This is a genomic window from Nonomuraea sp. NPDC049129, assembly GCF_040648495.1.
Taxonomy (GTDB): domain Bacteria; phylum Actinomycetota; class Actinomycetes; order Streptosporangiales; family Streptosporangiaceae; genus Nonomuraea.
This window is the reverse complement of sequence record NZ_JBEZDU010000003.1, coordinates 582753-603948: the sequence shown is the minus strand read 5'-3', so window position 1 is coordinate 603948 and position 21196 is coordinate 582753. Positions and strand designations below refer to the sequence as shown.

The window sequence follows — 21196 nt, the reverse complement described above, 5'->3', positions numbered from 1 at the left end:
CGCTGATCCGGTTGCTTTCGCCGGGAGTGGCGCTAGGACCAGACGGGGCGGGCGCCCGTGACGTTCAGCATCACCGAGTAGAGCGAGGACGAGGACGCGATGAAGAGCCTGTTGCGCTTGAGGCCGCCGAACACCAGGTTGGCGACATCGTCGGGCAGGCGGAGCCGGCCGATCAGCGTCCCGTCGGGGTCGTGGCAGAGCACCGCCTTGCCCGCCGCCGCCCACACCCGGCCCGTGTCGTCCAGCCGCATCCCGTCGAAGCGGTCGTCGTCGCCTCCCTGCGCGAAGACCTTGCCGCCCGAGAGCGTGCCGTTGTCGTGCACGTCGAGCACGCGTATGTGCCTGCGGCGGGTGTCGGCGATGTACAGACGGGACTCGTCCAGCGAGAAGGCCAGCCCGTTGGGCCGGTCGAAGTCGTCGGCCACCCGGGTCACCTCGCCCGTCACCGGATCGACGCGGTAGACATGGCAACCGTCGATCTCCGGCTCGGCTCGAAAGCCCTCGTAGTCGCTGTCGATGCCATAGGCGGGGTCGGTGAACCAGATGGAGCCGTCGGAGCGGACCACCGCGTCGTTCGGGCTGTTGAGCCGCTTGCCCTGCCACCGGTCGGCGATCACGGTGATGGAGCCGTCGGCCTCGGTGCGGGTGACCCGCCGCTGACCCTGCTCGCACGAGATCAGGCGGCCCTGGCGGTCGAGCGTGTTGCCGTTGACGTAGCCGGCGGGCTGCCGGAACGGGCCCACGGCGCCGGTCATCTCGTCCCAGCGCAGCATCCGGTCGTTGGGGATGTCGCTCCAGACCAGGAACCGGCCCGCCGGGAAATAGACGGGCCCCTCGGCCCAGCGGGTGCCGAAGTAGATCCGCTCGACCAGGTCGTCACCGCCGACCACGGCGAAGCGCTCATCCAGCACTTCGAGCTCCGTGGGGATGTGGCCATATGGTGTTTGGTGGAATGGCTGCATAGTCGAATAGCATACTGTCATGGACGAGATCGACAAGATGCTGATCGGCCTGCTTCAAGAAGACGCCACGCGGTCGTACGCGGTTCTCGGCAAGGCGGTCGGCCTGTCGAGTGGGGCGGCGCACGAGCGGGTGCGCAAGCTGCGCGAACGTGGGGTGATCAAGCGCACCACGATCGAGGTGGATCCGGCCGCGCTCGGGCGCGAGGTCGTGGCGTATGTGCTGGTCGACGGCGGCGCCTGGATGGGGGACTCCGCCGCGCGGCTGGCGGCCATCGCACCGGTCGAGGAGGCCCACGTCATCGCCGGTCCCGCCTCGGTGCTGCTCAAGGTCCGTACGGCCGACACTAGGGAGTTACAGCAGGTCCTGCGGCAGGTGTTCGAGGTGGACGGCGTGACCGGGACCCAGACGGTCGTCGTGCTGGAGACGTTCTTCGAGCGGCCCGTACACGTGGAATAGGGTGCTCGGGTGGCGATTTTTGCGCAGATCAGTGATACCCACATCGGTGGCTCCGACGAGAGCGTCGAGCGCACGCGGCAGGTCATGGAGCATCTGCGTACCCTGCGCCTCGACGCCGTCCTGGTCACGGGTGACATCGCCGACCACGCGTTGCCGGAGGAATACACGATCGCGAAGGAGCTGCTCCGCGACGAGCGGCCGTTGGCCATCTGTCCGGGCAACCATGACGCGGTGCCGGAGTTCGAGAAGCTGCTCGGCCCGGCCAACCAGGCGCTCAGGCTCGACGACCTGACCATCGCCCTGGCCGATTCGAGCGTGCCCGGCCACGACCACGGCTACCTGGCCGACGAGACGCTGGCCTGGCTCGACGAGGTGCTGTCGGAGCGGCCCGACGTCCCGGCGTTCGTGGGGATGCACCATCCGCCGATTGAGCTGGGCATCCCGTACGTCGACCAGATCCGGCTGCGCGAGCCGGAACGGCTGGCGGACCTGCTGTCACGGCACCCGCACGTGGCCGGGGTGCTGACCGGCCACGCGCACACCGCCGTGTCGGCCCGGTTCGCCGGACTGCCGCTCGTCGTCGCACCCGGCGTCATCTCCACCTGCCTGACCAGTGTGGAGACCGAGGCCGAGATCCCGGTCACGTACGACCTGCCGCCCGCGTACGCGCTGCACATCTTCGACGGCCGCCAGCTGGTCACCCACTTCCGGCCGGTATTCCTCAAGTATTCTTGAGGTTATGACCAAGGTGGCGTGGAACTCCAAGGAGCTGACGGTCGGCCAGCTCGCCGAGCGCAGCGGCGTGGCCGTGTCGGCGCTGCACTTCTACGAGGCCAAAGGGCTCATCGGAAGCCGCCGCACCGCGGGCAACCAGCGGCGCTACACCCGTGACACGCTGCGCCGGGTCGCGTTCGTCCGGCTGTCGCAGCGGCTGGGCATCCCGCTGCGGACCATCAAGGACGCCCTGAGCGAACTGCCCGAGGAGCGCACGCCCACCCGTGACGACTGGGCGCGGCTGTCGGCGGCCTGGCGCAGCGAGCTCGACGACCGGATCGAGCAACTGCAGCGACTCCGCGACGACCTCACGGAGTGCATCGGGTGCGGGTGCCTGTCGCTCGACCGGTGCGCGCTGGCCAACCCGCACGACCGGCTGGGCAACGAAGGGCCGGGGGCGAGGCGCATCGACACCCGGCTCACCCCGTCCAAGGACGGCTGCTCGGCCCCACAGGCCGCGTGCTAGGCGATCTTTCACGGCGGTTCGTCACGCGGCCGTCTCGGTCCCTGTGACGGTCCGTCGTGGTTAGGGTCCTTTTGACGGGATAGCCCCTTCGGGGAGGAAGAAGACGGTCCGTCGCGCCCAGAAAACGGTCGTGGACCGATCAGTGCTTGGTCGGTGGGACGATCAGGGTCGGCCGGTGGGCGTGGTGCAGCACGTGGTTGGAGACGCTGCCCAGGAGCACGGAGCGTACGCCGGCAAGTCCTCGCGACCCCGTGACCACCAGCGACGCGTCGACCTCGTCCGCGACGTCCACGATCGTCCGCCAGATCGACTCGTTGTCGGCCACCGCCCGATACGTCACATCCGCGAGCCCGGCCGCGATCGCCAGCTCGGCCCCCTCCTTGGCGTACTGCTCAGCCTGGACCCGCCATTCCTCACTGGAGTCGGCGAGGACCGCGGCACCGGCCAGCGGATACCTCTTGAGCTGCACGAGCAGCGGCTCCCACACGGTCACGATGAGCGTGGGCTCGGCGGCCAGGTGCTTGGCCGCGAACTCGATGGCGGCGCGCGAGTCGGCTGAGCCGTCGTAGGCGACGAGAATGGTCATGGCGTGCTTCCCTTCAGTTGAAGCTCACTCTCTCGTTGCAGCACTGGGACGATCAGCCGGGATTCCGGGAGCCGCTGTCTGTTGTGTCACACCGGAAGTTGTGTCGCAGCTGAAGGACCGGCGAGGATCGGTCTTCGTGACACTCCCCCGCGTGCCCCGCCTCGACATCGACGGCGTTCTGCGCGAGCTCGACGTACCGCTCGTCTATGAAGGCCCGTGCCCGGGCGGCCAGGTCGGCGCCGCGTACGTGCGCTGGCCCGACGGCCGCCGGTCGGTGCTCAGCCGCGGACCCGATGTCGGCGCGCTGCTGGAGGTGGCCCGCGCGGCGGGCGTCCCTGCGCCGCGCTACGAGCTGGTACGCCCGCCCGTCGTGGTGCAGGAGCTGCTGCCGGGCTCTCCCCCGCTCGAGCCCTCCCGGGTCACGATCGAGTCGATGCTCGACGTCAACCGGCGCTGCCGCGGCCTGCTGGCCGGCCGTACGGATCTGCCCGGATTCGCGCTCTTCCTGCGCGCCGACGGGCCGGGCTTCTGCCTGCACGAGCCGCTGCGGACGTACGACAGCCGCACGCGGCGGCTGCTCGACCAGGTCGAGGAGATCGGCGCCGCCCTCCCAGAGCGGCTGGACGGCCCCGACCTCGTACACACCGACTTCCATCCCGAGAACGTGCTGGTCGACGCCTCGGGCACGGTCACCGGAGTGATCGACTGGGACGGCGCCACACAGGGTGACGCGGACTTCGATCTCTTCACACTGCGCTTCGACCTCACGCACCGGGCCCCGGAGCTCGCTCGGCTGCTCGACGGGATGGTGTCCGAGGAGGCGGCGCCGGCCTGCTGGGCGCACATGAGCCTGCGCATGGTCGACTGGGCGATCCGGCACTTCACCGCCACCGAGGTCACCGTCTGGCTCGACATCGCCGAACGACTCCGGCCGCTCTGATCTCCGCCCGACGCACGTCAACGGCGCCCGCCAGGACGACACGTCGGTCAGCGGTGCCGTCCTGACCGGAAACGCTTCGGGTCGCTCGGTCCAAGTAGAGGTGTAGGGCGAGCGACGAAGGGAGCGAGGCTTGTGCGCCTCAACGAGGACCCCGAGGCCTTTGAGGCCTTTTATCGCCGCCATGTCGATGGCGTCATGCGGTTCGTCGTACGCCGGGTGAGCGATGCTCACCTGGCCGCCGACCTGACTGCCGACATCTTCCTGGCGGTCTTGGACTCCGGGCACACCTACCGCCCCGGCCGAGGCAGCGAGACCGGTTGGTTGTACGGCGTGGCGCGCAACGTCGTGTCCGCCCAGTATCGACGCACGGCCCGCGAGGCGAAAGCGACCAGCCGCGTCGCGGGCCGGCGACTGATGGACGACCACGACCTCGACCGCATGGAGGAGCGGATCGACGCCGAGCGCCAGATGCGGCGGGCGCTGGCGGCCATGGGCGACCTGCCCGAGGGCGAGCGGGCCGTGCTTGAGCTCGTGGCGATCGATCAGCTCACCGTCAAGGAGGCCGCGGTGGCCTTGGGCATCAACGGGGTGACTGCCCGAGTCCGCCTGCACCGGGCCAGACGCGCCCTGGAAGACGTCGCTTCGCCGTCGGCTGTGTACGTGGAGGGACAGGCATGAACAACTTCGAGGAGCGTCTGCTCACCGCACTCAAGGACGACATCGCCGGCAGGAGGGCGGACCCGGTCGTCCAGCCACCGGCGCGACGCCGCAGGACCGGGCGTGTCGTGGGACTGGCCACCGCGGTGGCGGGGGTCACGGCGGCCACCGTGGTGGCCATGAACGTGTACGGCGGAGCCGCCACCCCGGCCTTCGCCGTGACCAGGAACGCGGACGGATCAGTCGAGGTGCGGATCAGCGAGTTTCGTGACCCCGGTGAGCTGACGGCCAAGCTGGCCGCGGCGGGGGTGACGGCGGTGGTCGACTACCTGCCGGCTGACCAGACCTGCAAGAACCCCCGAGGCGGGCACGGGGTCGGCGACGGGCGGGCCAAGAACAGCTTCCTGATCAGGACGGTCGGCACGGGGATGGCGTTCCTGATCGGCAAGGGGCAGGCGGGCTCCGGCCAGACGCTGGTCCTGGCGGTCTCGGTCGACCAGGCGGACAAGCCGCCTACCGCGATCTCATTGGAGGTGGTCAAGGGGGCGGTGGCCCCCTGCGAGGCGACCGCGCTGAACCTTCCGCCGACCACTGACTCGACCGGCGACGGCCCGTCCACCAGTGAGAAGACGGACGACTCTCCCGGCACCACTGAGAAGACGGACAGCACCGTCGGCGGAGGCTGATAACCGCCCGGGGCGTCAGCCTCCGCAGAAGGCGGCTGCGGGCCGCCGTCGAGCTACGGCGGCGGCCCGCAGCCCGCGGACCACATCGCCGACCCATTGCGGGCCGTCAGGCCTCGGATTCGATGCCCAGTGACCGGACGAGCTGGGCCAGTTCTTCTTGGAAGAGCTTGTCGGGACTGATCGTCTGGGTACGCAGGTGTCCGTAGATCTCCAGTGACACCAGGCCGTGCAGGTGGCCCCAGATGCGCAGCGCGAGTGCCACGCCGGCCGGCGGCAAGGTGGGGAATGCCGGGCGGACCTTGCCGAGAAGCCCGCCGTCGAAGTCGGACCATTGGAAGTCACTGTGCGCGTAAAGGTGCTGGGCGTGCGGCCAGGCGGCGTCCGCCAGGGCGGCGATGCCCGTACAGACCCGGTGCGCGGCGTCCGGTGCGGCGCCGCCCTCGGGAGCTTGATAGCCGGGCACGGGGTCGCCATAGATGAGGCGAAATCCCTCGGGATTGGCCAGAGCCCAGTCCCGAAAGGCGCGCGCCCATGTCTGGATCCGAGTGGCCGGACGCGCGGCCGGGGCCTTGGCCCATGCGGCGTCCACGGCGTCGGCCAGCGCGGTGTAGACCTCGTTGATCAGCTTCGTGACCAGATCGTCGCGGGTTGCGAAGTAGCCGTAGATCGCATTGGCGGTCATGCCCATCTCACGGGCGATGGCCCGCAGTGTGATCGCGTCGGGTCCGCCCGAGGCCATCAGCCTGAGCGCGACCTGCTGAATCTCCGCCGTCGTCTCGACCCGCAGCCGTTCGCGGCGTCCTCCCGTACTTCCCACAGCGGCCACTATACAGCGTCACTACACTGCTTGCCGTATAAAAACTTCACGCCGTATAGTCTCGTCACGTCTGACAGCGAGGCACGCGTCTGACAGCGAACACATAGGGAGACCCATGCACATCGGCATCATCGGCGCCACGGGCGGCATCGGAAGCCGCGTCGTCACCGAAGCCCTCCACCGGGGGCATCACGTCACAGCGTTCAGCCGCGACGCCACCCGGATCAGCGAAGAGCGCGAGAACATCGTCTGGAAGAGCGTCGACGTCCTCGATGCCGGAAGCGTCGCCGCGGTCCTGCCCGGGCTGGACGTCCTGATCAGCGGATTCCAGCCTGGCAACGCCGCCGACGACTTCGCCGACACCGTGTCGCGGTCGATCGCCGATCCCACGGTCTACGCCACCGCCGCCCGAGCGCTGCTCAAGGCGCTGGAGAGTCACCCCCGGACCCGGCTGATCGTGATCGGCGGCGCCGGCAGCCTGGAGATCGAGCCTGGCCTCGTACGAGCCGACTCCGACGAACTCCTGCACGAGAGCCTCGATCAGATTGGGCTGCCGAGGGAGTACGCCGCCGCCGTACGCGGGCATCGGGACGCCCTGAACGTCCTGCGCACGTCCAACCGGCTCTGGACCTACTTCAGCCCGGCCGAGGACATCGCTCCCGGCCGGCGCACCGGCCGCTTCCGGATCGGTGGCGACCAACCGATCCTCGACGCCGACGGACGCAGCCGAATCTCCTCGGAGGACGCCGCCGTCGCCCTCGTCGACGAGGCGGAACTGCCGCGCTTCGTCCAGCGACGCTTCACCATCGGCTATTGAACCGGCCAGCCCCACCTTTCATGCTCACGGAATCGCGGAACCTCGGTTCCTCAGATGGTTCGTCACACAACCGTCTCAATCCCTATGACGGTCCGTGGCGGTCCCCATCGAATTAGAGGGATACCCCCTCCGGGGGTGAGGAAGAAGCAGGCCCGTGGTGGCCGGAGTCCCTACGGAGGGACCGCCTCCGGGGGTGAGGCAGGAGCCGACCTGTCGTGGCCGGGAATCCCTTTGGATACCCCTTCGGAAGACAACGCTCTGCGGTGCCGGACCGGTGAGAAGATCGAGGGTGCTCCGAATAGCAAACGCAGTACTCGAAAGATTACCGGGCCCGCTGCACGCCCTTGCGCTGAAGCACCGTGAGCTGCTGAAGTTCGCGGTGGTGGGTGGAACAGCGTTCTTAGTGGACAACACGATGTTCTATGGGCTGAAGCTCACCATTTTGGAACCGAAGCCGGTGACCGCGAAGATCATCGCGGTGCTCGTGGCGACGATCGTGTCCTACGTGTTGAACCGCGAATGGTCGTTCCGGACCAGGGGCGGCCGCGAGCGCCGTCACGAGGCGGCGCTGTTCTTCCTGGTCAGCGGCGTCGGTCTCGTGCTCAGCTCCGCGCCGCTTTGGATCTCCCGGTACGTGTTTCACCTGGAGACCCCGGATGTGAGCCTGGTGACCCAGGAGATCGCCGACTTCATGAGCGCGCAGATCATCGGCACGCTGATCGCCATGGTCTTCCGCTTCTGGGCGTTCCGGAAGTGGGTCTTCCCCGACGAGAAGGCCCAGTCCGGCAGCATGCGACTGGCTCCCACTCCCGATCCCACGGACGAGGCGGCATGACCGCCCTGCAAAGCCCGAGGCTAGTGCTGGGCCATGTCGACGAAGCGGCTGTAGTGGCCCTGGAAGGCCACCGTGACGGTCGCCGTGGGGCCGTTTCGGTGCTTGGCTACTATCAGGTCGGCCTCGCCTGCCCGCGGCGACTCCCGTTCGTACGCGTCTTCGCGGTGCAGCAGGATGACCATGTCGGCGTCCTGCTCGATGCTGTTGTGGACGGAGATCCCGTTGGCGACGAAGTTGTGGGTTCCCAGCACCGTGGCGTCATAGACCGGCTGCTCTCCTAGGCTCTCGATCGAAACGACCTCGTCCCAGAAGACGTCGTTCGTCGCCAGCATCTCCATCTGGGCGTCATCCAGAATCGCCGCCACCCGACCCAGACGCTCCCGGCTGGGTGCGTGCTTCCACAAGGCGCTGCCGCAGAATTGGGTCCCCAGCGCGTTCGAGAACGCCCGATGGGTCATGCTCTTCTGTGTCAGCACGTCACGAACACGGTCCCAGATCTCACGGGGAACCGTGTCGAGGTTGGTCTTGCTCTTGGCTGCCCGCAGCGCTGGAAGGCAGCGAGCGGCATGCTTTGCTCGTTCGCCGACCACGCCCACCTCCTCCAGGAACCGGAGCTGGTTCTCCGCGCCGTAGATGTGCAATTGATACCCCGGCCGGTAGTCGCCCTTCCGGGTTGTTTTGATGCGAGTCATCACGTTGAACCGGAGCAGCAACCGCGCGACGTCGTCGATCAGTCGCCGACTCGTCGAGGCATAGTAGATCCGCGACTGGCCGAGCTTTTCGTCCCACCAGATGCATCCGTCTGTCGCCCACAGGTGACGCAGGAACAGGGCGATCTGCTTCTTCGGCAGAGAGAAGACTTCCTGGGGAACGAACTTGTCGTGACTGCGAAGGCCGAACAGACCCAGGCCGTCGAGCCAGGCGGCGATGGGGTTGCGCTTGCCGTGCGTGAGCCGATAAGGGGCAGGTAGCCGCAGCGTGGTGACCCGCGCGGCGGCATAGTCGTCCCGGACCGCATTCACTCCAAAATGCGTGGCGGCCATCGTCACAGCTTCCAGGCAAGTCTCGTCCGTACTTGCGTACCGAATCGGCTGGTTCCTGACGAACGAACCATCTCCGATCATGTGCCCGAGGAGGATGACCTCCTCCTCGGGCCACTCCTGAAGATCTTGAGGGGCGGGAACGTGGCGCGGAACGGCAAGGCGAGTGCCCGGTCCGATCTCCCCCAGAGGTCGCCAGCCGTCGTAGGTCATGAAGGGGTGATTGGCCGTCGCCTCGATCTCGCGGCCCGACGTCAGGCGCAGCCTGAAGGCCTCCTTGGTTCCGCTGGGAAAGACATGCGTCATGGTGCGCGGCACGAGCCGCAACTTCTCATCCAGCGACCACACGGGGATGTCGCGTGCGCCAGACTCCAGAAGCTCCCCCAGCGACACCTCCGCGCCCGTGTCGGCCCGAAGGATGCGGGTGTCTGCCGTCAGGCAGCCGGACTCGCGCAGGTCGCTGACCGCGGGCCGCTTGTCCGTGCGCTGCTCGGGGCCTCGGTTGAGCTGGGAGATCGCGATGACCGGCACCTCCAGCTCCTTGGCCAGCAGCTTGATCGCACGGGAGATCTCCGAGACCTCGTTCTGGCGGCTCTCGGTCTTCTTCGGCGAGCTCATCAGCTGGAGATAGTCGATCACCACGAAGCGCAGGTCGTTGCGCTGCTTCAGGCGCCGGCACTTGGCCCGGATCTCCATCATCGACATGTTGGGCGAGTCGTCGATGAACAGCGGCGCCTCGGCCACCTCGCTCATCCGCCGGGCCAGCCTGGTCCAGTCGTCGTCGCCCATGCTGCCCGAGCGCATGGCGTGCAGCGCCACCCGCGCCTCAGCCGACAACAGACGCATCGTGATCTCGTTACGCGACATTTCCAGCGAGAAGATGACGGTGGTCATCCCATGCTTGATCGCCGCGGAGCGGGCGAAATCTAGACCTAGGGTGCTTTTTCCGATGGCCGGGCGGGCGGCGACGACGATCATCTGGCCCGGGTGCAGGCCGTTGGTGAGCTGGTCGAGGTCCTGGAAGCCGGTCGGCACGCCGACCATCTGGCCGCTGCGGCTGCCGATGGCCTCCAGCTCGTCGAGGGCGCCCGGCATGATGTCGGCCAGCGGCGCGTAGTCCTCGGACGTGCGTCGCTCGGTGACCTTGTAGATCTCCGCCTGCGCGCGGTCGACCAGGTCGTCGACCTCTTCGTTCTGGCCACCGTAGCCGAAGGAGACGATGCGCGTGCCGGCCTCGATGAGGCGGCGGAGGATGGCCTGCTCGCGGACGATCTTCGCGTAGTAGCCGGCGTTGGCCGCGGTGGGGACGACGGCCGTCAGCGTGTGGAGGTAGGCGGCACCCCCGACGCGGGCCATCTCGCCGCGCTTCTGCAGGTCGTCGAAGACCGTGACGGCGTCGGCGGGCTCGCCTCGGCCGTAGAGGTCGGTGATGACGTCATAGATCATCTGGTGGGCGGGCCGGTAGAAGTCGTCGGAGCGGATGAGCTCCACCACATCGGCGATCGCGTCCTTGGACAGCAGCATGCCGCCCAGAACCGACTGCTCCGCCTCGATGTTGCTAGGCGGCGTACGTTCGAACCCCGGGCCTGCGCCGCCCTCTTCGTCAATGCTCACCGCGCCCCCTCAACACCTTGCAGGCGGTCGCACCACCCCCACTTGTAGTCGACCGGTGTGACAGTTTCGCGGGTTCGCGGTGAGACGGCAACGCGGCCTGTGGACAACCCTGTGGTCAAGCTGTGCACTATTCGGCTCAGGGTGTGAAACAACTGTGGACGGAGCTGTGGATAACTCTGTCCACAATCCACAGCACCCCACTTGACCTGCGAAAACTTTGTCCACCGGCTGTGGAGGAAAGAAAGTTGGCCCGACACGCCGGGTAATGGCCATAATGGGTAAATGCCCATTACGTCGCAGGACAGGGAGATTCTGCGCCTGGCCGTGCCCGCGTTCGGCGCGCTGGTCGCCGAACCGCTCTTCCTGCTCGCCGACTATGCCATCGTGGGGCACGGGCTGGGCACCACCGCCCTGGGTGCCCTCGGCGTCGCCGGCACGATCCTGGCCACGGTGGTGAACCTCTGTGTCTTCCTCGCGTACGGCACGACGGCGTCCGTGGCCCGCCAGACCGGTGCGGGCCATCATGCCAGGGCGATGCGCAGCGGCGTGGACGGCATCTGGCTCGCGCTGGCCATCGGCGCCGCTCTCATCGCGGTCTGCTGGCCGCTCGCCCCGACGATCGTCGGGCTGTTCGGGGCGGTCCCGGAGCAGGCCGGGCAGGCTACGACGTACCTGCGCATCTCGCTGCTCGGCGCGCCCGGCATGCTGGTCGTGCTGGCCGGGACGGGCGTGCTGCGCGGCCTGCAGGACACGGTCACGCCGCTGGCCGTCGCGGTGGGCTCGTTCGCGCTCAACGCGGGGCTGAACGCGTGGTTCGTGCTCGGACTGCGCTGGGGCATCGCGGGCTCGGCCTGGGGCACCGTGCTGGCTCAGACGCTGGGTGCGGCCGTCTACCTCGTCGTGGTGGCCAGGGGCGCGCTGCGGCTCGGCATATCGCTCACGCCTCACCTGGCGGGCGTCAAGCAGGCGGGTACGGCCGGCTTCGCGCTGCTCATCAGGACCCTCTGCCTGCGCGTCGTGCTGATCGCGGCGACCGTGGTGGCCACCAGGATGGGCCAGGCCCAGCTGGCCGCGTACGCCATCGCCACCCAGGTCTGGACCCTGCTGGCCTTCGCCCTGGACGCCATCGCCATCGCCGGCCAGGCCATCACCGGCCGTACGCTCGGCGCCGGCGACGTGGCCGCCACCAGGGCCGCGACCCGGCGCATGGTGCGATGGGGTCTCTGGTCGGGGTTCGCGCTCGGCGTGCTCGTCGTCGCGGCCAGGCCGCTGCTGCCCGGCCTGTTCGACGCCGATCCACAGGTGACCGAGCAGTTGCTGGCCGTGCTCTGGCCGGTGGCGCTGTTCCAGCCGGTGTGCGGCGTGGTGTTCGTGCTCGACGGGGTACTGATCGGTGCGGGTGACCAGCGCTACCTGGCGTGGGCGGCCCTGTGGACGACGCTCGCGTACCTGCCGTGTGCCTTTCTCGCCTCGGGATTCGGCATCGTCGCACTCTGGTGCGCGCTCGGGGTGTGGATGATCGCACGTTTGATCACGCTGGGACAGCGGGCGCTCGGTACGGCATGGCTGGTGACCGGGGCGTAATCGTCCCGTGCTTGCTGTTACGCGTGTGGTGCGGCACTGTGGGCGGGTTCCCTGAGCGGGGTGTGCCTTTGTCGACAATCCTCCGGCGGCTGCCGCCCGACGCGGCGACCGGGTTACGCACAGGCGCGCGCCACAGCCTCGCTGAGCTATACCGGCCCGCCGATCTGGTCGTGCTCGGGCTCGGTGTGATGATCGGCGCGGGCATCTTCAGCATCGCCGGGCAGCAGGCCGCGACCATGGCCGGCCCCGGAGTGATCCTTTCGTTCATGATCGCTGGGATCGCCTGCCTGCTGGCCTGCCTGTGTTACGCCGAGCTGTCGTCCACGATGCCGACCTCGGGCAGCGCCTACACCTTCACCTACGTCATCTTCGGCGAGGTATGGGCGTGGATCATCGGCTGGGCGCTGATCCTGGAGCTGGAGCTGGCCGTCGCCGTAGTGGCCAGGGCCTGGGCGCTGATCACCGTCCGGGCGATCACCGGGTTCGGGGTGCGCCTGCCGTACCAGAACGTGGTCGAGGACGTGTTCGTCCTGTTCATCCTGGTGGTGCTGACGAGCGTCGTGGCGCTCAACGCGCGGGTCGGGCTGCGGGCACTGTGGGTGATGGTGGCGGCCAAGCTGCTGGCCATCGGGGCGGTCATCGTCGTCGGGGCGCGGTACGTCAAAGTGGCCAACTTCGGCGACCTCTACACCGAACCGAAGCCCCTGACCACCCCGGCGGCGACCGTGCTCGACATCATCGTGGGGCAGAGTCACGCGTTCGGCTGGTTCGGGGTGTTCGCGGCGGCGTCGGCCATCGCGTTCGCGTACATCGGCTTCGACGTCGTCGCCACCGCCGCCGAGGAGACCGTGAACGCCTCCAGGGCCATCCCCAAGGGCATGATCCGCAGCCTGGTGATCGCCACGGTCATCTACCTCGCGGTGGCCGTCGTCATGGTCGGCATGATCCCCTACACCGGCATCTCCCCCGACTCGCCGCTGTCCAGCGCGTTCCGCGTGGTGGGCGTCGACTGGATGGCGCATGTCATTGACATCGGCGCGGTGCTCGGGCTGACCACGGTCATCCTGGTGCTGATCGTGGGGCAGACGCGCGTACTGTTCTCGATCGCCCGCGACGGCCTGATACCGCGCCGTCTGGCCACGATCAGCCGCAAATATCACACCCCCACGCGGGTCACGCTGCTCATCGGAGTGATCGCGATCCTGCTGGCCGAGCTCGTGCCAGTGTTCACGCTGCAGCAGCTGGTGGTGATCGGGACGCTGTTCGCGTTCATGTTCGTCGCGGCGGGCGTGATCGTCATGCGGCGCCGGATGCCGCACCTCGACCGCGGCTTCCGCGTCCCGCTCTCGCCGCTGCTGCCCGCGCTGTCCCTGGTGGCGACGCTCTGGCTGATGGTGAATCTGCAGGTGCTCACCTGGGCGTGGTTCGCCCTGTGGATGGCTTTCGGGCTGCTTGTCTACCTTGTGTACGGTCGGCGCCACAGCCTGCTGGCCCAGCCTGAGCTGCCTCCCCTGAACCATGCCAGAGGGCGCCATCGGCGTTAAGCCCGGGTGGTTTGTCACGACCGTCTCAATCTCTGTGACGGTCTGTGGTGGCTGGTGTCCTTCGGGAGGGATACTCCCTCCGGGGGACGAATGAAATCGGTCCGTCGTGGCTGAGGTCCCCAGGAAGGGACCCCCTCCGGGGGAGCGGGAGGAAGACGGTCCGTCGTGGCGGGGCCCCTAGAAAGGGGCACCTCCTCGGGAGGCGGACGAAAACGGGTCGTCGTGGTTGAGGCTCCGAGGAAGGGCTCCGGGGGCGGACAGAACGGTCCGCCGTGGCTGAGGTCCTTAGAAGGGAGCCCCTTCGGGAGAAGCGGTCCGTTGTGGTCGGGGTCCCAGGAAGGGACCCCCTTCGGGGAGCGGATACTCGCCCGACGTTCGTGGACGCCGCGTTAGAGCCGCCCGGAGTCCAGCACGGCTCGCAGGAAGTCTCTCGTACGGGCGTGCTCCGGATCGGTGAAGATCATCTCCGGTGGGCCCTTCTCCAGCATGACCCCGCCGTCCAGGAAGCACACCGTGTCGGAGATGTCGCGGCAGAAGCCCATCTCGTGCGTCGCCAGGATCATCGTCATGCCCGAGTCCTTGAGCTCCCTGACGACCTGGAGCACCTCCACGACCAGCACCGGGTCGAGCGCCGAGGTGACCTCGTCGAGCAGCATCAGCCGTGGCTTGGTGGCCAGCGCGCGGACGATGGCCACCCGCTGCTGCTGGCCGCCGGAGAGCTGGTCGGGGTAGGAGCGGGCCTTGTCCGCCAGCCCGAACCTGGCCAGCAGCTCGCCCGCCTGCTCCTCCGCCTCGGCCTTGGCCACCCCGTGCACCCGCCGGGGCGCGAGTGTGATGTTGTCGAGCACCGTCATGTGCGGGAACAGGTTGAACGCCTGGAACACGATGCCGAGCCGCCTGCGTACGTCGTCGACGTTCGCCCGAGGGTCGGTGATCTCCTGCCCGTCAAGGTGGATGGCGCCGTCGTCGATGGTCTCCAGCAGGTTGACGCAGCGCAGCAGCGTGGACTTGCCCGACCCTGACGCGCCGATCAGGCTGACCACCTCGTGCGGGCGTACCTCCAGGTCGATGCCGCGCAGGACGCTGTGGCCGCGGAAGTTCTTCCACACCCCGTCGATGGTCAGCAGGCTCATCCGCGCCTCCTTCGCGTACGGGCGGCCAGGTGGTCGGTGAAGCGGGCCATCGGGATCGTGAGCAGGATGAACAGCAGCGACGCCACCAGGTAAGGCGTGTAGTTGAACTTGCTGGCCGCGATGATCTGCGCCTGCCTCAGCGCCTCCAGCGGCCCGATGGTGGCCACCAGCGCCGTGTCCTTCTGCAGGGAGATGAAGTCGTTGAGCAGCGGCGGGACGACCCGGCGAGTGGCCTGCGGGAGCACGACGAAGCGCATCGCCTTGGCGTGGCTCAGGCCGAGCGAGCGGGCCGCCGCCACCTGGCTGGGATGGACCGATTCGATGCCCGCCCGGAACACCTCGGCCACGTACGCCCCGTACGAGAGCGTCAGGCCGATGATGCCGAGCGTGGCCAGATCCGTCGGAATGCCCTGCAGCCTGAGCGCGGGCAGCCCGAAGCCGACCAGGTAGATGACCAGGATCGTCGGCACGCCGCGGAAGATGTCGGTGTAGAGCGTGGCCAGCGCCCGGATCGGGAAGAAGGCGGGCGCCGTGACGGTGCGGGCCAGGGCCACCAGCACTCCGACGAGCAGGATCAGCGGCTCCGCGATCAGGAAGATCTTGATGTTGAGCAGGAACCCGGTCAGGACGTCCGGCAGCGCCTTGACGAACCACTCCGGGTTGAAGAACGACTCCCGCACCCGCGGCCAGCCGGGCGAATGGGTGACCACCACCACGGCCAGGACGAGGAAGACGATCGTCGAGGCGCCGGCGATGGACGTCGAGCGTCGGGCCCGCGACCTGCGGACCCGCTCGCGTTCGAGCTGCCGCTCGCTCTTGACCCAGCCCACAGCGCTCTCACTCGCTGAAGGCTCGCTCACGGAAGGCTCGCTCACTTCAGCTCGGGCGCGCCCGCGGCCGCGCTGAGCCACTGCTGCTCGATCTTGGTCAGCTCGCCCTTGGACTTCAGCGCGTCGACGGCCTTGTCGACGCACGGCTTGAGCGCGCTGCCCTTCTCCATGACCAGGCCGAACTCCTCGGGCGTGCCGCCGGTCGAGCTGAACTGGCCGACGATCTTCGACTTCTCGACCTGCGCGGCCGTCACGTAGAAGGCCGTGGGCAGGTCTACGACGATGGCGTCGACCTGCTTGTTCTTCAGCGCGTTGATGGCGTCGATCTGGTCGGTGTAGACGTTGGGCTCGGCACCGGGCTTGATGACCTCCTTGACCGCGTTGAGGGAGGTCGTGCCGACCTGCACGCCTATCTTGGCGTCCTTGAGCTCGGCCAGGCTCTTCGCGCCGGCGAACTTGCCGTCCCCCATGGCCACGACGGCCTGCTTGACCGTGTAGTAGCCGTGGCTGAAGTCGACCGCCTTGGCCCGGTCCGGGGTGATCGAGACCTCGTTGATGTCGAAGTCGAACTGCTTGGCACCCGGTGCGAAGGCCGAGTCGAACTTGACCGTGCTCCACTGCACCTCGGTGCGGTCGAAGCCGAGCTCGCCCGCCACGGCGAACGCGACCGCGCTCTCGAAGCCCTGGCCATTGCTCGGGTCGTCGTCCTTGAACCACGGCTCGAAGGCGGGCTTGTCGGTGGCGATCGTCAGTTTGCCGGCGTTGACGAGCTTGAGCTGGTCCTTGGTGCACGCGGTGGACGCCGTGGGACTGACCGGGCCGGCGCTCGGCGGGGTGTCGGCGGGGGCGCAGGCGACGGCCGCCGCCGCGAGCACGCCAAGGGCCAGCAGCATCGAGGGTCGGGCCATGGCTGGGGGCCTCCAGGGAAGGGGCGCGGGAAGAACGAGCAAATCCTACGCTGCGGGACAGTGCACTATGTCCCCCACCTGCACCCATACGGCCCTAGAGACAGCGCTGCCCCCTCTCGCGGGCGAGAGGGGGCAGCGGCGGAGCTGAGAGTCGTCAGCCGGCGACGACCTCGACGTCGACCGACGCCGAGACCTCGGGGTGCAGCTTGACGCTGACCTTGTGCGAGCCGACGCTCTTGATCGGGTTGACGATCTCGATGCGGCGGCGGTCGAGGATGGGACCGCCGGCGGCCTTGACGGCCTCGGCGACGTCACCCGTGGTGATCGACCCGAACAGGCGGCCGGAGTCGCCCGCGCGGGTGACCAGGCGGACGCGAAGGGCGCCGAGCTGGCCGGCGACCTCCTTGGCCGTGCCCAGGTCGCGGATCTCGCGAGCGTCACGAGCCTTCTTGATGGACTCGATCTGCTTCTCGGCGCCACGCGTCCAGCGCATGGCGTAGCCGCGCGGGATGAGGAAGTTACGGCCGTAGCCGTCCTTGACCTCGACGATGTCGCCAGGGGTGCCGAGGCCGGAGACCTCGTTGGTGAGGATGAGCTTCATATCGACAGTCCTCCCTTAGCGCGCGGTGCTCGTGTAAGGCAGCAGGGCCACCTCACGGGCGTTCTTGATCGCGGTCGCCACGTCACGCTGGTGCTGGGTGCAGTTGCCCGTCACCCGGCGGGCCCGGATCTTGCCGCGGTCGGAGATGAACTTCCGCAGCAGAGCCGTGTCCTTGTAGTCGACGTAGGAGATCTTGTCGTGGCAGAACAGGCAAACCTTCTTCTTGGGCTTGCGCAGTGCCGGCTTTGCCATCGTGGTGCTCCTTTCAGAGCCCCGCCGTCAAGCGGGAATGGACTCGGGCTGGTGAACTGGAATTAGAAAGGCGGTTCGTCGCTGAAGTCGTTGCCGCCGCCGCCGAAGCCGCCGGAGCCGCCCTGCTGACCGCCGCCCTGGTAGCCGCCACCGCCACCGCCGCCGCCGAAACCGCCGCCGCCCTGGGGCGGGGCGGGCGACGCGGAGGCCCACGGGTCGTCGGCCGGGCTGCCACCGAAGCCGCCGCCACCGCCGCCACCCTGACGGGTGGTGCGGTTGACCTTGGCCGTGGCGTTACGCAGAGACGGGCCGACCTCGTCGACCTCGACCTCGTAGACCGTGCGCTTCTCGCCTTCCTTGGTCTCGTAAGACCGCTGCTTGAGCCGCCCCTGCACGATGACCCGCATGCCGCGCTGGAGGCTCTCGGCGGCGTTCTCCGCCGCCTGCCGCCACACGTTGCAGGTCAGGAAGAGGCTTTCGCCGTCTTTCCACTCGTTGGTCTGGCGGTCCATGAACCGCGGAGTGGACGCGATGCGGAATCGAGCCACGGCTTGACCCGTGGGGGTGAAGCGCAGCTCCGGATCGTCGACAAGATTGCCGACGATGGTGATTACGGTGTCGCCTGCTGCCATGGCTTGCGCTCGCCTTCCTGCACGCCTTCGCTTTGGTTACGGCTCAGAGTACGGCTGCCGCCCGACAAAAAGCCGGGCAACGGCTGCTTAGTGCACGTCGGGGCGGAGAACCTTGGTGCGCAGGATGCCCTCGTTGAGGTTCATCTGCCGGTCGAGCTCCTTGACCGTCGCGGGCTCCGCGGACAGGTCGATGACGGCGTAGATGCCTTCCGACTTCTTGTCGATGTCGTAGGCGAGACGGCGACGGCCCCAGACGTCGACCTTCTCCACAGTGCCGCCGTCGTTGCGGACGACGGTGAGGAACTGGTCGAGGGACGGCGCCACAGTGCGCTCATCGAGCGAAGGGTCCAGAATGACCATTACTTCGTAACGACGCATGCGGGACTCCAACCTCCTCTGGACTTTTGCGGTCACGACACTCTGCCGTGACAGGAGGACGCTGACGTCAGGACCCGGACACCCCTTTCGGCGTCTCAGGCTGATGGATCACCCATCACAACGCAGCTTGACCAGGTTACCAGCCGCTCGCGGATGGGAAGGACCTGTAGGAAACCCATGGGGGTGACATTAGTGCCGCACATCCTGCAACCTCCGGAGACCCAGCGGTTCAGACTCACGCTCAACAGCGACGGGGCGCCGCACCCGATCGAGAACGTCCTGGCCGTCGCCACGCTCGTGTGCGGGCTGGTGGCCTTCATCTCGACGTTCTTCGTCGCCGCCCACCCGATCTCCGCGTGGTTCGGCACGCTCGGATTCGGGATGGGGCTCTACTCGCAGTACGTCTCGGTGACCACGCCCCAGCGCTCGCTGAACATCATCGGCCTGGTGGCGTCGTTCGTCGGCGTCGCGCTCGGCATCGCGCACGGCGGATTCCTGCCCTGAGCGGCTGATGCCATGCGAAACGGTCCCGGCATGGCCGGGACCGTTCGCCTGAGGTCATTTACCAATATGCAGATCCACGCCGAGCAGCACCAGGAACCACAGGAAGACCGCGAGGAGCGCCTCGGCGATGTTCCGGAGGATCCCCGGGGTGATGTAGTGGTAGACCCAGGCCACATAGATGCCGATAAGAACCCAAATTAAGAAGATCAGTGAGCGCCAGCGCCAGCGCGTCATATCGTTCTCCTCGCGTAGGGGGCGCCTGGCGACTTCCCTGAGCCCTCTGCTCCAAACGGATAAGCTCGTGACATGGTGCGCATCGGAGCTCACGTAGGTCAGGACGACCCAGCCGCCCACGCGGCCGCGATCGGGGCCGAGGTGGTGCAGTTCTTCCTGGGCGATCCACAGGGCTACAAGAAGCCCGTGCTGCCGGCCGAGCCGGTCGAGGGCGTCGACATCTACATCCACGCGCCCTACCTGATCAACGTCGCCACCACCAACAATCGCATCAGGATCCCCAGCCGCAAGCTGCTCGCCCAGCACCTGGAGGCGGCGGCCGGGCTCGGCGCCAAGGGCCTGATCGTGCACGGCGGCCACCTCAACAAGAACGAGGACCCGCAGATCGGGTTCGACAACTGGCGCAAGGTGTTCGAGCGCATGGAGTGCCCGATCCCGGTGCTGATCGAGAACACCGCGGGCGGCGACAACGCGATAGCCCGCAGGCTCGACCGCATCGCCCGGCTCTGGGACGCCCTCGACGGCTTCGACGTGGGCTTCTGCCTCGACACCTGCCATGCGCACGCGGGCGGTGAGGAGCTCCTCGACCTGGTCGACCGGGTCAAGGCGATCACCGGCCGCATCGACCTGGTGCACTGCAACGACTCGCGCGACGAGTTCGACTCCGGTGCCGACCGGCACGCCAACCTGGGCAACGGGAAGATCGACCCCGAGCTCATCCTGGCGGTCTGCCGCGCGGCCGCCGCGCCCATCGTGGTGGAGACGCCCGGCGATGGTCAGGCCGACGACATCGCGTTCCTGAGGAAGAACCTCTAGCGAATACACACAGCCTGTGGATAACTTCCCTGGATTACCGAGTCCCGAAAGTGGGTATGGAGATCATCCTGCCCAGGCGCCGCTCAGGAAGCGGACCACGTCGAGCAGCATGAGCGGCCCCGCCACCAGGGCGTACACCACCATCACCCATGGATACCGGGCCACCAGCCGGCCGAAAGCCACCCACAGCGGGAACCACAGCAACAGCGAACGCGGGATCGACAGGTAGTACGCGGAGGTCATGAGCGCCCCCGCCTGTAACCCCGTGTAGACCAGCTCGCTCCACCGGCGCATGACCAGCAGCCAGACGAGCGCGGCCACGGCCACCACCGCACCGGCCAGCTCCATGCGGAAGGCGATCGCGAAGTCACCCACGCCCATGGCCGACTGCCACGTGGTGCTCCACGCCTGCCACGGCCACACCATCTGCCGTCCCCACCCGGCCTCCTGGGCGTGCTTCCAGGCGAGCCAATCTCCCGAGCGGCTGTAGTGGAAGAAGGAGTACGCCACCAGCGGCAGGAAGGGGACGAGCAGCCACGGCGCCCGCCGGATGGGCTGCCTGCTGGTGAGGAACTCCACGATCAGCGCGACCGCCAGGAACAGCCCGGTGATGCGTACACAGGAGGCGCCCGCGGCCAGGGCGGCGGCCAGCGGCCAACGACCCTGGCGGGCGGCCAGCCAGGCGGGGATCGCGAACGCCAGGAACAGCGCCTCGCTGTAGCCGGCGACCAGGAAGACGGCCATCGGGAACAGCAGCAGCCCGGCCACTGCGGCCCACCCCGAGCCGCCCTCGAACTCCGTCAGTCTTGCCAGCGCCACCACCGCCACCAGACCGGCGACCAGCGAGACGATCAGCCCGCAGGCCGTCCAGTCCGGCACCACGAGGTGGACCACCCGCATCGCCAGCGGCAGTCCGGGGAAGAACGCGGGCAGCCCGGCGTCCGGCGGCCTGCCGGGATCGCCGTCGTAGCCGTGCTCGGCGATCGTGATGAACAGCCCGGCGTCCCACTTCCGCCACGTGCCCACATAGTCGTGCAGCGCGACCCCGAGCAGGGTCGCCACCAGCAGCCCGCCGCGCGAGGCGAACCAGAGGAGCGTCGCGTCGCGGTCGGCCGAGCGGGTGATCATG

Annotated in this window: 25 protein-coding genes; 12 read left to right on the top strand and 13 right to left on the bottom strand. The window is 68.1% G+C overall.

The features are described 5' to 3' along the window. Nucleotides 1-32: 32 nt before the first annotated feature. Entirely contained in the window at nt 33-911 is an 879-nt protein-coding gene (locus AB0B64_RS12300; RefSeq protein WP_357938089.1) for an SMP-30/gluconolactonase/LRE family protein, read from the bottom strand. Between the two features lie 70 nt (nt 912-981). Here AB0B64_RS12300 and AB0B64_RS12295 point away from each other — a divergent pair, with 70 nt between their 5' ends. From AB0B64_RS12295 to soxR, 3 genes are read left to right on the top strand one after another with little or no spacing between them, the layout of a single operon-like run. Then, entirely contained in the window at nt 982-1419 is a 438-nt protein-coding gene (locus AB0B64_RS12295) for an Lrp/AsnC family transcriptional regulator (RefSeq protein ID WP_358176776.1), read from the top strand. Between the two features lie 9 nt (nt 1420-1428). Further along, nucleotides 1429-2154, top strand: a complete 726-nt coding sequence (locus AB0B64_RS12290; RefSeq protein WP_357938093.1) for a metallophosphoesterase — start codon at nt 1429-1431, stop codon at nt 2152-2154. 4 nt (nt 2155-2158) lie between these two features. Next, the gene (gene soxR, locus AB0B64_RS12285; RefSeq protein WP_357938095.1) at nt 2159-2659 is read left to right on the top strand and encodes a redox-sensitive transcriptional activator SoxR; all 501 of its coding nucleotides are present in this window, start codon (nt 2159-2161) and stop codon (nt 2657-2659) included. Between the two features lie 139 nt (nt 2660-2798). Here soxR and AB0B64_RS12280 read toward each other — a convergent pair whose 3' ends face one another. Next, nucleotides 2799-3245, bottom strand: coding sequence for a universal stress protein (locus tag AB0B64_RS12280; RefSeq protein ID WP_357938097.1), 447 nt, complete (start codon nt 3243-3245; stop codon nt 2799-2801). 136 nt (nt 3246-3381) lie between these two features. On the opposite strand from AB0B64_RS12280, the gene AB0B64_RS12275 reads away from it, so the two are divergent. The 3 genes from AB0B64_RS12275 (at nt 3382) to AB0B64_RS12265 (ending at nt 5528) form a co-directional block, all read left to right on the top strand. After that, a complete protein-coding gene (locus tag AB0B64_RS12275; protein WP_358176773.1) occupies nt 3382-4185 on the top strand; it encodes a phosphotransferase in 804 nt (267 codons plus the stop codon). A gap of 132 nt (nt 4186-4317) precedes the next feature. Next, nucleotides 4318-4863 (top strand): RNA polymerase sigma factor, encoded by a 546-nt coding sequence (locus AB0B64_RS12270; protein WP_358176771.1) that lies wholly within the window; start codon nt 4318-4320, stop codon nt 4861-4863. After that, nucleotides 4860-5528, top strand: coding sequence for a hypothetical protein (locus AB0B64_RS12265; RefSeq protein WP_358176768.1), 669 nt, complete (start codon nt 4860-4862; stop codon nt 5526-5528). The genes AB0B64_RS12270 and AB0B64_RS12265 overlap by 4 nt, the downstream gene beginning before the upstream one ends. 106 nt (nt 5529-5634) lie before the next feature. Here the strand turns inward: AB0B64_RS12265 and AB0B64_RS12260 are convergent, their stop codons facing one another. Then, nucleotides 5635-6345 (bottom strand): TetR/AcrR family transcriptional regulator, encoded by a 711-nt coding sequence (locus tag AB0B64_RS12260; protein ID WP_357938105.1) that lies wholly within the window; start codon nt 6343-6345, stop codon nt 5635-5637. A gap of 115 nt (nt 6346-6460) precedes the next feature. Here AB0B64_RS12260 and AB0B64_RS12255 point away from each other — a divergent pair, with 115 nt between their 5' ends. Continuing rightward, nucleotides 6461-7162 carry an NAD(P)H-binding protein gene (locus tag AB0B64_RS12255; RefSeq protein WP_358176765.1) on the top strand — a complete coding sequence of 234 codons (702 nt, stop codon included), beginning with the start codon at nt 6461-6463 and terminating at the stop codon, nt 7160-7162. A gap of 379 nt (nt 7163-7541) precedes the next feature. Further along, nucleotides 7542-7997: a GtrA family protein gene (locus tag AB0B64_RS12250; protein ID WP_358176925.1), complete on the top strand. Its 456-nt coding sequence runs from the start codon at nt 7542-7544 to the stop codon at nt 7995-7997. A gap of 20 nt (nt 7998-8017) precedes the next feature. Here the strand turns inward: AB0B64_RS12250 and AB0B64_RS12245 are convergent, their stop codons facing one another. After that, on the bottom strand, nt 8018-10651 hold the full coding sequence (locus AB0B64_RS12245) for a replicative DNA helicase (protein WP_357938109.1): 2634 nt from the start codon (nt 10649-10651) through the stop codon (nt 8018-8020). 282 nt (nt 10652-10933) lie between these two features. Between AB0B64_RS12245 and AB0B64_RS12240 the strand changes: the two genes are divergently transcribed. Together AB0B64_RS12240 and AB0B64_RS12235 are read left to right on the top strand one after the other, a co-directional pair. After that, nucleotides 10934-12235, top strand: coding sequence for an MATE family efflux transporter (locus AB0B64_RS12240; protein ID WP_358176762.1), 1302 nt, complete (start codon nt 10934-10936; stop codon nt 12233-12235). Nucleotides 12236-12297: 62 nt separating this feature from the next. Beyond that, a complete protein-coding gene (locus tag AB0B64_RS12235) occupies nt 12298-13779 on the top strand; it encodes an amino acid permease (protein ID WP_357939716.1) in 1482 nt (493 codons plus the stop codon). Between the two features lie 389 nt (nt 13780-14168). Here the strand turns inward: AB0B64_RS12235 and AB0B64_RS12230 are convergent, their stop codons facing one another. The 7 genes from AB0B64_RS12230 to rpsF form a co-directional block, all read right to left on the bottom strand. After that, the gene (locus AB0B64_RS12230; protein WP_358176759.1) at nt 14169-14912 is read right to left on the bottom strand and encodes an amino acid ABC transporter ATP-binding protein; all 744 of its coding nucleotides are present in this window, start codon (nt 14910-14912) and stop codon (nt 14169-14171) included. Then, nucleotides 14909-15772, bottom strand: coding sequence for an amino acid ABC transporter permease (locus AB0B64_RS12225; RefSeq protein ID WP_357938115.1), 864 nt, complete (start codon nt 15770-15772; stop codon nt 14909-14911). Before AB0B64_RS12225 ends, AB0B64_RS12230 begins: the two co-directional genes overlap by 4 nt. A gap of 11 nt (nt 15773-15783) precedes the next feature. Further along, nucleotides 15784-16650, bottom strand: a complete 867-nt coding sequence (locus AB0B64_RS12220) for an ABC transporter substrate-binding protein (RefSeq protein ID WP_357938117.1) — start codon at nt 16648-16650, stop codon at nt 15784-15786. Between the two features lie 154 nt (nt 16651-16804). After that, entirely contained in the window at nt 16805-17251 is a 447-nt protein-coding gene (gene rplI / locus AB0B64_RS12215) for a 50S ribosomal protein L9 (RefSeq protein ID WP_225300946.1), read from the bottom strand. A 15-nt stretch (nt 17252-17266) separates the two neighbouring features. Further along, the gene (rpsR, locus tag AB0B64_RS12210; RefSeq protein WP_020543048.1) at nt 17267-17503 is read right to left on the bottom strand and encodes a 30S ribosomal protein S18; all 237 of its coding nucleotides are present in this window, start codon (nt 17501-17503) and stop codon (nt 17267-17269) included. Between the two features lie 62 nt (nt 17504-17565). Continuing rightward, nucleotides 17566-18135, bottom strand: a complete 570-nt coding sequence (locus AB0B64_RS12205; protein ID WP_357938119.1) for a single-stranded DNA-binding protein — start codon at nt 18133-18135, stop codon at nt 17566-17568. A gap of 87 nt (nt 18136-18222) precedes the next feature. After that, nucleotides 18223-18513 (bottom strand): 30S ribosomal protein S6, encoded by a 291-nt coding sequence (gene rpsF, locus AB0B64_RS12200; RefSeq protein ID WP_026214314.1) that lies wholly within the window; start codon nt 18511-18513, stop codon nt 18223-18225. Between the two features lie 177 nt (nt 18514-18690). Between rpsF and AB0B64_RS12195 the strand changes: the two genes are divergently transcribed. Further along, nucleotides 18691-19017, top strand: coding sequence for a hypothetical protein (locus tag AB0B64_RS12195; RefSeq protein ID WP_357938121.1), 327 nt, complete (start codon nt 18691-18693; stop codon nt 19015-19017). A 54-nt stretch (nt 19018-19071) separates the two neighbouring features. On the opposite strand, the gene AB0B64_RS12190 is transcribed toward AB0B64_RS12195, so the two are convergent. Beyond that, entirely contained in the window at nt 19072-19251 is a 180-nt protein-coding gene (locus AB0B64_RS12190) for a hypothetical protein (protein WP_225300943.1), read from the bottom strand. 72 nt (nt 19252-19323) lie between these two features. On the opposite strand from AB0B64_RS12190, the gene AB0B64_RS12185 reads away from it, so the two are divergent. After that, a complete protein-coding gene (locus AB0B64_RS12185) occupies nt 19324-20067 on the top strand; it encodes a deoxyribonuclease IV (RefSeq protein ID WP_357938123.1) in 744 nt (247 codons plus the stop codon). 63 nt (nt 20068-20130) lie between these two features. Here AB0B64_RS12185 and AB0B64_RS12180 read toward each other — a convergent pair whose 3' ends face one another. Beyond that, nucleotides 20131-21195: a mannosyltransferase family protein gene (locus AB0B64_RS12180; RefSeq protein ID WP_357938125.1), complete on the bottom strand. Its 1065-nt coding sequence runs from the start codon at nt 21193-21195 to the stop codon at nt 20131-20133. Nucleotide 21196 lies beyond the last annotated feature (1 nt).